Source organism: Kitasatospora acidiphila (genome assembly GCF_006636205.1).
GTDB classification, from domain to species: Bacteria; Actinomycetota; Actinomycetes; order Streptomycetales; family Streptomycetaceae; genus Kitasatospora; species Kitasatospora acidiphila.
This window is the reverse complement of record NZ_VIGB01000003.1, coordinates 1,879,864-1,891,629: the sequence shown is the minus strand read 5'-3', so window position 1 is coordinate 1,891,629 and position 11,766 is coordinate 1,879,864. Positions and strand designations below refer to the sequence as shown.

15 protein-coding genes are annotated in these 11,766 nt (G+C 71.1%); 11 read left to right on the top strand and 4 right to left on the bottom strand.

Annotated elements, in window-relative coordinates; genetic code table 11:
• The first annotated feature begins 381 nt into the window (after window positions 1-381).
• The 6 genes from E6W39_RS09590 (at window position 382) to E6W39_RS09565 (ending at window position 6,851) form a co-directional block, all read left to right on the top strand.
• The gene (locus E6W39_RS09590) at window positions 382-1,677 is read left to right on the top strand and encodes a S53 family peptidase (protein WP_228718633.1); all 1,296 of its coding nucleotides are present in this window, start codon (window positions 382-384) and stop codon (window positions 1,675-1,677) included.
• 165 nt (window positions 1,678-1,842) lie between these two features.
• The gene (locus tag E6W39_RS09585) at window positions 1,843-2,763 is read left to right on the top strand and encodes a hypothetical protein (RefSeq protein WP_181799174.1); all 921 of its coding nucleotides are present in this window, start codon (window positions 1,843-1,845) and stop codon (window positions 2,761-2,763) included.
• A 494-nt stretch (window positions 2,764-3,257) separates the two neighbouring features.
• Entirely contained in the window at window positions 3,258-4,493 is a 1,236-nt protein-coding gene (locus tag E6W39_RS09580) for a hypothetical protein (RefSeq protein WP_141633171.1), read from the top strand.
• Between the two features lie 148 nt (window positions 4,494-4,641).
• Window positions 4,642-5,388, top strand: a complete 747-nt coding sequence (locus tag E6W39_RS09575) for a ferritin-like domain-containing protein (RefSeq protein WP_141633170.1) — start codon at window positions 4,642-4,644, stop codon at window positions 5,386-5,388.
• A gap of 106 nt (window positions 5,389-5,494) precedes the next feature.
• Window positions 5,495-6,418, top strand: a complete 924-nt coding sequence (locus E6W39_RS09570; protein ID WP_141633169.1) for a MerR family transcriptional regulator — start codon at window positions 5,495-5,497, stop codon at window positions 6,416-6,418.
• 115 nt (window positions 6,419-6,533) lie between these two features.
• Window positions 6,534-6,851: a hypothetical protein gene (locus E6W39_RS09565; protein WP_141633168.1), complete on the top strand. Its 318-nt coding sequence runs from the start codon at window positions 6,534-6,536 to the stop codon at window positions 6,849-6,851.
• Between the two features lie 3 nt (window positions 6,852-6,854).
• Here the strand turns inward: E6W39_RS09565 and E6W39_RS09560 are convergent, their stop codons facing one another.
• The 3 genes from E6W39_RS09560 to E6W39_RS09550 form a co-directional block, all read right to left on the bottom strand.
• Window positions 6,855-7,271, bottom strand: a complete 417-nt coding sequence (locus E6W39_RS09560) for a VOC family protein (protein ID WP_141633167.1) — start codon at window positions 7,269-7,271, stop codon at window positions 6,855-6,857.
• Window positions 7,272-7,327: 56 nt separating this feature from the next.
• Window positions 7,328-7,723 carry a helix-turn-helix transcriptional regulator gene (locus E6W39_RS09555; protein WP_101385432.1) on the bottom strand — a complete coding sequence of 132 codons (396 nt, stop codon included), beginning with the start codon at window positions 7,721-7,723 and terminating at the stop codon, window positions 7,328-7,330.
• 146 nt (window positions 7,724-7,869) lie between these two features.
• Window positions 7,870-8,253: a VOC family protein gene (locus E6W39_RS09550; protein WP_228718047.1), complete on the bottom strand. Its 384-nt coding sequence runs from the start codon at window positions 8,251-8,253 to the stop codon at window positions 7,870-7,872.
• Between the two features lie 43 nt (window positions 8,254-8,296).
• Between E6W39_RS09550 and E6W39_RS09545 the strand changes: the two genes are divergently transcribed.
• The 4 genes from E6W39_RS09545 to E6W39_RS09530 all read left to right on the top strand — a co-directional run bounded on the left by E6W39_RS09545 (window position 8,297) and on the right by E6W39_RS09530 (window position 10,177).
• A complete protein-coding gene (locus tag E6W39_RS09545; RefSeq protein ID WP_141633166.1) occupies window positions 8,297-8,575 on the top strand; it encodes an ArsR/SmtB family transcription factor in 279 nt (92 codons plus the stop codon).
• A 197-nt stretch (window positions 8,576-8,772) separates the two neighbouring features.
• Entirely contained in the window at window positions 8,773-9,531 is a 759-nt protein-coding gene (locus tag E6W39_RS09540; RefSeq protein WP_141633165.1) for an SDR family oxidoreductase, read from the top strand.
• An 11-nt stretch (window positions 9,532-9,542) separates the two neighbouring features.
• A complete protein-coding gene (locus E6W39_RS09535) occupies window positions 9,543-10,016 on the top strand; it encodes a hypothetical protein (protein WP_141633164.1) in 474 nt (157 codons plus the stop codon).
• Window positions 9,935-10,177 (top strand): hypothetical protein, encoded by a 243-nt coding sequence (locus E6W39_RS09530; protein ID WP_141633163.1) that lies wholly within the window; start codon window positions 9,935-9,937, stop codon window positions 10,175-10,177. Before E6W39_RS09535 ends, E6W39_RS09530 begins: the two co-directional genes overlap by 82 nt.
• A gap of 71 nt (window positions 10,178-10,248) precedes the next feature.
• Here the strand turns inward: E6W39_RS09530 and E6W39_RS09525 are convergent, their stop codons facing one another.
• Window positions 10,249-11,016: a 3-hydroxybutyrate dehydrogenase gene (locus E6W39_RS09525; protein WP_141633162.1), complete on the bottom strand. Its 768-nt coding sequence runs from the start codon at window positions 11,014-11,016 to the stop codon at window positions 10,249-10,251.
• A 189-nt stretch (window positions 11,017-11,205) separates the two neighbouring features.
• Here E6W39_RS09525 and E6W39_RS09520 point away from each other — a divergent pair, with 189 nt between their 5' ends.
• Window positions 11,206-11,760: a DinB family protein gene (locus E6W39_RS09520; RefSeq protein ID WP_141633161.1), complete on the top strand. Its 555-nt coding sequence runs from the start codon at window positions 11,206-11,208 to the stop codon at window positions 11,758-11,760.
• Window positions 11,761-11,766 lie beyond the last annotated feature (6 nt).

Genomic DNA, 11,766 nt, shown 5'->3' with positions numbered 1-11,766 from the left:
CGGGCCAACGAGTCTCCTGGGCTCTGCCCGAACCGCCGCTGCTAGACGGCCCGGGGCTGTCGTGCGAACGCGCGTTCCTGGTGTTGGTACCTGAAGGCTGGTCGATCTGGCGGTGTGATCGTACTCGCTGCTCAGCGAGCTGAGCGAGGTGCTGCCATCCAGCGAATTGTTACTGCCGCGTTGCCCTGCGACGGCGTTTCAGCTAACGGAGGGTCACTTCCGGCCAACGCCGGTAACCGGAACATTTAATTCGTGCTCACCTCTTGTTGACCTGACCATGACTCATTAGCCTCATCGCCAGTTGGTCGGTCCGAACGAGGATTCGACAACCCCCTCGCACGCCGCCCATGAGCCACCCCACGGCCCATGAGTGGACGCGTCATGCGCAGTGCCCCCGGTTCCCCCACCTCAGGAGGCAGTTCGTTGTTCAGCTCCCCCGCCAGCGCCCGGATCCGTCGCCTCGCCGTCGCCCTCACCGGTACCGCGGCGCTCGCCACCGCGACGCTGGCCGCGACCGCCGCGCCCGCCAACGCGGCCCCCGCGACCGTCTACACCAAGGGCGGGACCTCCTGGATCCGCTCGTGCGCCACCCTCGCGGCCGGTGACACCATGGCGTGCAACGCGCTGAAGGTCACCAACGCCGCCCAGCACGTCCACGCGCTCGGCGTCACCCCCAACGCCACCCCGTCCGGCTTCGGCCCGAGCGACCTGATCAGCGCCTACAACCTGCCGGCCAACGGCGGTGCCGGGCAGACCATCGCCATCGTGGACGCCTACAACGACCCCAACGCGGAGTCCGATCTGGCCGTCTACCGCTCGCAGTTCGGCCTGCCGGCCTGCACCACCGCCAACGGCTGCTTCAAGAAGGTCAGTCAGACCGGCAGCACCAGCAGGCTGCCCGCCAGCAACTCCGGTTGGGCCGGCGAGATATCGCTCGACCTCGACATGGTCTCGGCGATCGCGCCCAATGCCCACATCATCCTGGTCGAGGCCAACACCGCCAGCATGACCAACCTGGGTGCCAGCGTGAACGAGGCCGTCAAGCTGGGCGCCAAGTTCGTCTCCAACAGCTACGGCGGCGGCGAGTCCTCGGCCGACACCTCGTACGACACCACCTACTTCAACCACCCGGGCGTGGCGATCACCGCCTCGGCCGGCGACTCGGCGTACGGCGCGCAGTACCCGGCCTCCTCGCCATACGTCACCGCGGTCGGCGGCACCGCGCTCAAGCGGGACTCCAGCGCCCGCGGTTGGAGCGAGTCGGTGTGGTCCACCAGCTCCACCGAGGGCACCGGCTCCGGCTGCTCGGCCTACGAGAGCAAGCCGACCTGGCAGACCGACAGCGGCTGCGCCAAGCGCACCGTCGCCGACGTCTCGGCCGTCGCCGACCCGGCCACGGGTGTCGCCGTCTACCAGACCTACGGCGCCTCCGGCTGGTCCGTCTACGGCGGCACCAGCGCCTCGTCCCCGATCATCGCGGGCGTCTACGCCGACGCGGGCGCGCCGACCGTCGCCATCCCGGCCGCCGACGCCTACGCCCACCCGGGCGCGCTGAACGACGTGACCAGCGGTAGCAACGGCACCTGCTCGCCGTCCTACCTGTGCACCGCCGGCGCCGGCTACGACGGCCCGACCGGCCTGGGCACCCCGAACGGCCTGGCGGCCTTCACCGGCTGACCTGCCGCCATTCTCCGAGCGGCCGGGGCCGGCACACTCCTGGGGTGTGCCGGCCCCGGCCGTCAATGCACCCCGCCCTGCCGCACACGATGTCTTCGCAAGGGTGTATGAATATCCTCCTCAAGCTCAACCTACGAGGGGGGTTACCTCATCATGCGCAAGCGCATGCTCATGCGTGCTGCCTCGATGCTGGTCGGCGCGGGCCTTGCGGCCGCTGTCGCGCCGGCGGCAGTGGCAGCGCCGGCGGCCCAGAACGTGAAGGCGCCGGTCACCGCGGAGCCGTTCCACCAGCAGGCGTCGCGGACGGCCAAGACGGCCACTCCGAACGTGGGCAACAACGGTGGCGTCCTGAACCCGGGCCAGACCCTGGCCTCGGGTCAGAAGATCGTGGACAACGACACCACGCTGGAGATGCAGTCGGACGGCAACCTCGTCGTCTACATGAACTTCTCCAACGGCCAGCACTTCAAGTCGCTCTGGTCCACCGGCACCTGGGGCAACTGGGGCGCCTACCTGACCATGCAGGCCGACGGCAACCTGGTGCTCTACAAGCAGGGTGGCGGCCCGACCACCGGTGGCGCCCTGTGGAGCTCCGGCACCTGGGGCAAGACCAACAGCTACGCCGAGTTCTACTACGGTGACCTGATGGTCGGCAACGACGCCGCGCAGACGGCGTACTGGGCCAGCCACACCGGCTACCTGGTCAACCAGGTCAACGGCACCTACCCGGACGTCCCGTCGGACACGCTCCACTCCGGCTACGCCCTGACCCCCGGTCACTGGATCGAGTCCGCCAACGCCTGGGTGCTGATGCAGCCGGACGGCAACCTGGTGGTCTACCGCAAGCGGGACGGCCAGGCTCTGTGGAGCTCCGGCACCTGGAACAAGTCCAACGTCGAGACCGTCATGGACGCCACCTACGGTGTGCTCGCCGTGATCGACAAGACCACGGGCAACGCCTACTGGGACAGCAACACCTGGAACAGCCCGGGCGCCACCGCGAAGATCCAGTTCGACCTGAACTTCGTGGTCTACAACACGTCCAACAGCTCGATCTGGAGCTCCGGCACCTACGGCCAGTACTGATCGACCGTAGGGCCCGACAGGGTTCCTAGCAGGGCCTGACGTGCCCGGTGCGACGGCTTCGGCCGCCGCGCCGGGCACGTTCTCTTTACGCCTTCCGCACAGCCGCCGCACCTGCCACGATGCATGCTCCACCGATGTGGCTGATGATCCGTCAGGAGTGCTGAACCGCGCCGGGGGTGGGTGCATGGAGGCGTTGCGGGCCGGTGATCCGGCGGTGGCTCTCGGACCTCTGAGCAGCCCCGGCTGCATCTCCACGCCCACCGTCACGGGGCTCTACCAGTGGGCCGCGGTCGCCGAGAACGAGGGCCACGGGATGTCCAGCGGTTGGAGCGCGAGCCGCTACCTGTTCGTCGAGTCGCAGGGCTCGTCCGCCGACAACCCGGTGGCCGAGGCCCCTGACTCGCCGATGCCGGTCGCCCCGCTCGACCAGGCCACCGAGCCGGTCGGCCAACCGGTCGAGCTCAGCTGGAACGGCACGGGCGACAGTTTCCCGGGTGTCCGTCGAGTCCCCCGACGGCAAGTGGACGGACGGTCCCTGGCAGGCCGACAGCCGCTACAGCTTCACCCCGAAGTTCCCGGGCATCTACGTCTGGCTGGTCTGTGCGGGGGCCGCGGGCAGCTGCGCCGGCGGCACGTGCGAGAGCGGCCCGAGCGAGCAGCGCCTCCTGGTCGCCGTATGGACCGGCCTGACCCGTCGTCATACCCGGCCCATAGGGTCTGGCCCCATGGACGACGTCTACATCCGCGGTATGAACGCCCCCAGGGGCACGGCCGACTTCGAGCTGTACGCCTGGATCCAGGATCTGCACGAGGCGATGGACCTGCTCAACGGCACCTTCAGCTACGACGGTTGGTCGCACACCTATCAGGCGCCCTCGCTGAAGCGCCTGGAGAGGACGCTGCACTGGTTCCTGGACCGCCGACTCGGCGGTGACATGGACACCCTGCTGCTGCGGTCGGTCGCGGGCTACCTGGGCGAGACCCTGCTCAACCAGGCCGGCGGGCGCTGGGGTTGGGACGAGAGCCTGGACGGCGGCATCGGGCTGCCGGTCGTCTTCCCGGACCCGGTGCTGGAGTTGGCGCCGGTCGTCCCCCTGGAGATCGTCGAGCGCGCCGTGGCCGAGAAGACGGGCACGGTCTTCGCCGAGGAGGCCCGCCGGCTGCGCGGCGCGGTGCGAGCCCGCAAACGACGCAAGGGCAACGGGACTTGGGAGCCCGAGCGGCTGCCCACCCCGTGGATAGCGCGGGCGGAGCTGGAGTCGTTCACGATGGCCAAGCGGCTGCTGAACTGGGGCTGGTACCACCGGAATCTGCACCGCTGGAGCTGGGCCGAGGAGGCGGGCGGCGGCGAGGAGCGCTGGAACTACCGGCCGGAGTCGCTGGATGCCCTGGAGGAGCTGCTGGTTGAGCGCTTCGCGTCGGTCGAGGAGTACAACGCGGTTGCCAAGGAGGACTTCTGGATGCACGCCGCCTGGTATGCGGGCGAGTGCGTGGTCATGTGGAAGAAGGCCCGTTGGCAGTATCTGGAGCCCAACCCGGACGCCCTCCCCGGCACTCCCTATGCGGCTGACAACTACTGGACCGGCACCGTCTTCATCCGCCAGCGCTTCCGCTTCGACGGCCACGCCGAGCATCCCACCAACATGCTCCGCGCCGTCTTCGCCGGCCACCGGCTGAGGGAGGTGGCGGAGCGCTTCCCCGACCCCGTCCGCGGCGACTACGGGTACTGACCCCGCCCAGCTGCGCGCCGTCATTTGAACGCGTTCAATTGTGCGCTAGCGTTGGCGGCCACGGTAGGCGCCCAGGACGGGCGTCCACCTCGGTGTGCCCGCAGGAGGTCAGTGCCGGGCGGGCTCGGGACGCGGGGGAGCGAGGGGCATGAGCGAGGACGGGTTCGCCGACTGGGTGGCGGAGTTCGAGGGGGAGCGGGCACGGCGGGCGCGACTGGAGGAGCCGCGGTGGGAGTGGGGCGCGAACCTGCCGGCGACGGTCTGCCGGAGCCTGCAGAAGTTCCAGATCGGCGAGGACGGCGACGGGCGGAACCTGATCGGCAAGGCCGACCTGGCGGGTGGCCCGCACTACGCGGCGGCGGTGCGGCTGTTCATCGGCGAGGAGAGCAACCATGCGCGGCTGCTGGCCCGGCTGCTGGAGACCGCCGGGGTGGCGACGCTGACCGGGCACTGGAGCGACCGGATCTTCATGCGGGTCCGGCGGCTGCTCGGGCTGCGGCTGGAGCTGATGGTGCTGATGACCGCCGAACTGGTCGCCGTGGAGTACTACCGCGACCTGCGCGACGGCGTCGCCGACCCGCTCACCCGCGAGGTCGCCGCCCGGATCCTGCGGGACGAGCAGCGGCACATCCCGTTCCACACCCGCAGGTTGCACGACTCCATCGCCGAGCTGCCCATCGCCCTGCGCCCGTTGGCGGTGACCGGTTGGCGGTTGCTGCTGCTGGCGGCCGCACTGTTCGTGGCGGTGGACCACGGCCCGGCGCTGCACAGCCTGCGGGCCTCCCGCACCGGGTTCGTCCTCGGGGTGCTGCGGAGCTCGGTGCCGGTCGCCGCCGGCCTGCTCGGCGCGGTCGGCACCCCGGGCGCGGCGGCCGCCCACCGCGCACCGGCCTGAGCCCGACCGCTGAGCCCGGCCCCGGCCCCGGCCCCTGAGCCCGGCCCCGGTACTGAGCCCGGCCCCGACTTGAGTCTCCACCAAGGGGAGGCGCCAAGCTGGCGGCATGAACGGCGATGCGCTCTACTCGATCGGCGAGCTGGCCCGGCGGACCGGACTGACGGTCAAGACCGTGCGCTTCTACTCCGACCGCGGGATCGTCTCGCCCACCGATCGCAGCCCGTCGGGCTACCGCCGCTATGACACCCACGCCCTGGCCCGGCTGGAACTCGTGCGCACCCTGCGCGAGTTGGGCCTGGACCTCGCCACCGTCCGCAAGGTGGTGGAGCGGGAGCTCGCCCTCCCCGAGGTGGCCGCGGCACACGTCGCGGCCCTGGAGGTGCAGATCCGCAGCCTGCGGCTGCGCCAGGCGGTGCTGGCGGCAGTGGCCGAACGCGGCGCCGGCACCCAGGAGATGGAACTCATGCACCGACTGGCCACGCTCACCGAGCAGCAGCGCCGACGGCTGATCGACGACTTCCTCACCGCGGTCTTCGGCGGTGTCGACACCGAGGGGGCGTTCCAGGGGATCGCCTGCTCACTGACCCCCGTCCTGCCGGCCGAACCGGAAGCCGCGCAGCTCCAAGCCTGGGTGGAGCTCGCCGAGCTCACCCAGGAGCGGGAGTTCCGCGCCGTGCTCCGCCGGCTGGCCGAGGAACACGCGGTGGAGCGGTCCCCGAACAGCGTCCCGCGCCCCGACCTGGTCACCGTGCTGTGCGACCTGGTGCGCCCGGCGCTCGCCGCCGGCACCGCACCGGACGCACCCGAGGCGGCACCGATCGCCGCAGCACTGGTGTCCCGCTATGCGCGAGCCCGCGGCCGTGCCGACGACCCCGCCCTGCGCGACCGGCTGGCCGAGCGGCTGGCCCAGGCCGCCGACCCCAGGCTGGCGCGCTACCGCCGGCTGCTCGCGGTGGTCAACGGCTGGTCGGCACCGGAGCCGCCGGACCCGGCGCTGAGCTGGGCGGTCCGGGCGCTGGCGGCTCAGTAGCGAGCGGCTCAACAGCCGGCGGCTCAGCAGCGCGCGGCTCAACAGCCGGCGGTTCAGTAGGGCGCGGCTCGGAAAGCCGGAGAGGGAGCCGCCGGCGCCGTGGCATGCTGACGGGATGACTGAGTCGATCATGGAAACGCCTGCGGCCGAGGCTCCGCAGTTCTATCTGGACCGGGTGCTGGGCCGCAGGCCCGGGCTGGTCGCCGTGGCCGCGCGGACCTACGCGGAGGTCCGCGAGGGCGACCGGTTCCGCCGCACGACGCCGGACGGGCGGGAGGTGGAGCTGGTGCTGCTCGAGATCCACAAGTACCGCGGGGTGCGGCTGCCGCAGCTGGAGGCAGGGCACGGCTGCGGGTTGGTGCTGAGCGGGCCGGACGCCGACCAGCTGCCCTTCACCGACCGCGAGGTGGTGACGGGCGAACGCCCGGCCTGACGGCTACTCGGCGCGCGGCTGGTTGAACCGCAGCATGTTGCCGGACGGGTCGCGGAACGCGAAGTCGCGCACCCCGTACGGCTGGTCCATCGGCTCCTGGAGCACCTCGGCGCCGCTGGCGCGGATCTTCTCGAAGAGGGCGTCGCAGTCGTCGGTGCGGAAGATGACGCCGCGCAGCTGGCCCTTGGCCATCAGCTCGGCCGCCGCCTGCCGGTCGGCCTCGGTGGCGTGCGGGTCGGCGACCGGCGGTTCGAGGACGATCTCCACGTCCGGCTGGTCCGGGGAGGCGACGGTCACCCAGCGCATCCCCTCGAACCCGATGTCGCTGCGCACCTCCAGGCCGAGCACATCGCGGTAGAAGGCGAGCGCCTTCTCGTGGTCGTCGACGGCGATGAAGCACTGTGCAAGCTTGAGATCCATGATCAGCACCCTAGGGACTGGCGGGGCTTTTCGCCCGCGTTCCGGCCATACCCGCGCTAGCCGTTCCGGACCGGCCTGGTGTGGATCTTGGCGATGCACGCCGGGATGCCCGCGCTGTGCTCGTGGTCGCGGGCCCGGTAGGCGCTCGGGCTCTCGCCGACCAGCTCGGTGAACCGCGAACTGAACGATCCGAGAGACGTACAGCCGACCGCCATGCACACCTCCGTCACCGTCATGTCGCCGCGCCGCAGCAGCGTCTTGGCCCGTTCGATCCGGCGGGTCATGAGATGGCTGTACGGCGTCTCGCCGTAGGCGGCGCGGAAGCTGCGCGAGAAGTGGCCCGGTGACATCAGGGCGTCCCGCGCAAGTGCCGGGACGTCCAGGGGCTCCGCGTAGTCGCGGTCCATCCGGTCCCGGGCCTGGCGCAGGCGGACGAGGTCGGCGATGGGTATGCGGGGCACGGGGCGGCGGTCCTTCTGGTGGTGGGCCGGCCTGCCGGTGGTCGGCCTGCTGGTGGGTCGGCCCCTCAAGAGTCGCGCCCACCGGGCGTGCGGGTCAACCGAGCGGGATCACCGGAGCGGAGAGCACGCCCGGCGGCTCACGCGGATGCGAACTCCACGTACTCGATGACCGCGCCGCCCGGGTGCCGCAGGGTCGCGTTGCGGCCGGTGGGCACCTCGTTGGGGCCGTCGAGCACGGTGCCGCTGTCCAGGATCTCGTCGAGTGAGCCGACGAGCACGGTGGCGTGCGTGTCCCGGTAGGGGGCGAGCGCCTCGGGTGGGCCGGCGATCAGCAAGAAGCCGCCGACGCGGGCCAGCTCCAGGCCGCGGTAGCCGAACCGCAACTGCGGCGGCTCACCGGCGAGGGCGGTGAAGGTGGGCAGGGCGGCGTCCAGGTCATCCACGTAGATCCGGGCGAGGGTGGCGAGTGCGGGCACGGCGAAGCCTCCGGAGGTGCTGGATCGCGGCTGTCGGGAGATCATTTCGACTTTCCCGAAATATCGAAACGATTGGCACACTACTGCCATGGCAGACGATCTGGAACTGGCCGCCGTGCTGCACGCGCTCGGCGACCCGGTGCGCCTCGCGCTGGTGCGCCGGATGGCGGCCGAGGGTGAGAGCGCCTGCAGCCCCGACGGCCTCACGGTGCCGCGGTCGACGCTCACCAATCACTGGCGCATCCTGCGCGAGGCCGGTCTCACCAGTACCCGGCAGGAGGGCAAGAACCGCATCATGTCGCTGCGCCGCGCGGAGCTCGACGCGCGCTTCCCGGGGCTGCTGGCCTCGGTACTCGGGGCCTGCTGAGTCGCTGAGGGACTGGGAAAGCCGGGGGTGCTGGGGCGGAGGCTCGGGGCGCCGGGAGTGCTGGGTATGCGAACTCCGTTGCGGTGGACCGGTGATGACGGTCGGTCCCCTCGTACGAGCAGAGCTGGCGATAGTGAAACGCTATCTTCGGCCAATATGATCAGCCGTCAGTTTTCTGCGATCAGCTGGGGGACGGGATGAGCGGGACGACGGCCGTGCGCGATCTTGAGGGCAAGGTCGCCATCGTGGTGGGCGGCAGCCGGAACCAGGGTGCCGCCTGCGCCGAGGAGTTGGCGGCACGCGGGGCCACCGTGGTGATCAGCTACGTCAATGGCGCCGAGGCGGCCCAGGAGACCGTGGCCGCGCTGCGCAAGCACGGCGTGGCGGCCGAGGCGGTCCGCTCCGACGCGACGGTGTCGGCGGACGTCAATGAGCTGTTCGAGTCGACGGTGCGGCAGCACGGGCGACTTGACATCGTGGTGCACCTGCCCGGCATGGTGCTGAAGAAGCCGCTGGCCGAGGTCACCGACGAGGACTTCGACCGCGTGATCGGCCTCAACACCCGCAGTGCCTTCTACACCCTGCGGGCCGCCGCCCGGCTGCTGGGCGACGGCGGCCGGTACGTGGTCTTCTCCACCACGCTGACCGCCGTGATGACCGGTCCGTACGGCCTCTACTCGGGCAGCAAGGCGGCCGTCGAGCGGATGGTGCTGGCCGCGGCCAAGGAACTGGGCGCGCGCGGCATCACGGTGAACGCGGTCGCGCCCGGCCCGGTGGACACCGACTTCTACCGCAACGCCGAGACGCCGGAGTCGATGGCCGCCGCCGCGCACCACAGCCCGCGCGGTCGGCTCGGGCAGCCCGGCGACATCGCGCCGGTGGTGGGCTGGCTGGTCAGCGAGGAGGCAAGCTGGGTCTCCGGCCAGACCGTGCGCGCCAACGGCGCGATGTTCTGACGCCTCCCGCCATGGTCGACTGGTCCACCATCTCCAACCTCGCCACCGCCGGGGGCACCCTGGTGCTCGCCGGGGCCTCATTCGCCTCGATCCGCTCGGCCGACCGGGCCGCCCTCTCGGCCGAGCGGGCGGTGCTCGCCTCGCTGCGCCCGCTGCTGATCGGCTCCCAACTGGATTCGCCCACGCAGAAGGTGGTCTGGCACGACGCGCACTGGACCCATCTGGACGGCGGCGCGGGCTATGTGATGCTCGTCGACGGCAACGTCTACCTGGCCATCTCGCTGCGCAACGTGGGGCCGGGGCTCGGCGTGATCCACGGCTGGCGCTGGGTGGGGAGCACGTCTTCGTACGGGCCGAGCACCCCGATCCGGCGGACTTCCGACGGCAGGCCCGCGACCTCTATGTGGCGCCCGGGGACACCAGCTTCTGGCACGCGGCGGTCCGCGACGCGGAGGACCCCGACTTCGGCCCGCTGTGGAAGCTGATCGAGAACCGGGAGCGGGTCGACATCGATCTGCTCTACGGCGACTCCGAGGGCGGGCAGCGCACCATCAGCCGTTTCTCGCTGATCCCGGGCGTGCAGACCGAGGCTTGGGTCGGCCTGGTGGTCCGGCACTGGAACCTGGACCGGCCGGACCCGCGCTGACTCCCCGCCGCCCGCTGTCCGAAGGGTGTTGACTCCGGGCGGCGGGCAGTGGGCAACGGGCAGCTGCGGCTTCAGTGGGCGGTCCAACCGCCGTCCAGGGTGAGCGAGGTGCCGGTCATGAAGGCGGCGGCGTCGGAGCTGAGCCAGAGCGCGGCCTGGGCCACCTCGGTCGGCTCGATCAGGCGCTTGATCGCGCTGCGCTCCAGCATCACCCGCTCGACCACCTCCTGCTCGGGGATCTGATGAGCAAGCGCTTGGTCGGCTATCTGGCGCTCCACCAGCGGAGTGCGCACATAGCCGGGGTTGACGCAGTTGCTGGTCACCCCGTGCGGGGCGCCCTCCAGTGCGACCACCTTGCTCAGCCCCTCCAGCCCGTGCTTGGCGGCCACATAGGCGACCTTGAACGGGCTGGCCCGCAAGCCGTGCACCGAGGAGATGTTCACCACCCGTCCCCAGCCCCGCCGGTACATGTGCGGCAGCGTGCGGCGCAGGATCAGGAACGGCGCCTCCACCATCACCCGCTGGATCAGCGCGAACCGCTCCGGTGGGAAGTCCTGCACCGGCGCCACGTGCTGCAGGCCGGCGTTGTTGACCACGATGTCGACCTCGCACGGCAGGGTGTCCACCGCCGCCGGGTCGGACAGGTCGACCACCTGGGCGGTGCCGCCGATCTCGGCCGCCACCGACCTGGCCGCCTCGGCGGCCAGGTCCACCACATGGACCGTGGCGCCCGCCGCCGCGAGCGCATGCGCGCAGGCCCGGCCGATCCCGCCCGCCGCGCCGGTGACCAGCGCGGTGCGGCCGGTCAGGAACTGCCCGGTTGTCCGATAGTTCTCCATGGTCACAAACGGTAGGGATCCGTGACTTGGTCACCCATGTGGCGTACCGCCACATCCGCTCGGTGCGCCGTGGTTGCCGCCGCCATGAGGCCTGACCGGCCGCTGGCGGGATCTGGTTGGCAGGATCTTGATGACGTGTGGCATGACTGCCACTGGCCGGCACCCCGTCACACCGACGATCATGGAGCCATGAGCAACGAAGAGACCGCCGCCATCGTCCCCGACACCAAGGACTGGACCTGGGTGTTGGAGCGGGCCTGCCCCGACTGCGGCCTGGACACCCCCGCCGTCCACCCCGCCGAGGTGCCCGAGCTGGTCCGCGCCAACGCCGCCGGCTGGACCGCGCTGCTGGCCGGCGACCCGGCCGAGCTGCGCCGCCGCCCCGAGCCGGCCATCTGGTCGACGCTGGAGTACGGCTGCCACGTCCGCGACGTCTTCCGGCTCTTCGCCTACCGCCTCGACCTGATGCTCACCCAGGACAGCCCGCTCTTCCCCAATTGGGACCAGGACGAGACCGCGCTCGCCGAGCGCTACTGGGAGCAGGACCCGGCCGTGGTCTGCGGCGAACTGGCCGAGGCGGCCGAGGTGATCGCCGCCGCCTTCGAGCGGGTCACCGGCGAGCAGTGGGACCGCACCGGCAACCGCTCCGACGGCGCCCGCTTCACGGTGAGCAGCTTCGCCCAGTACTTCATCCACGACCCGGTCCACCACCTGTACGACGTGACCGGGCAGCCGGCCGCCTGACCCGGC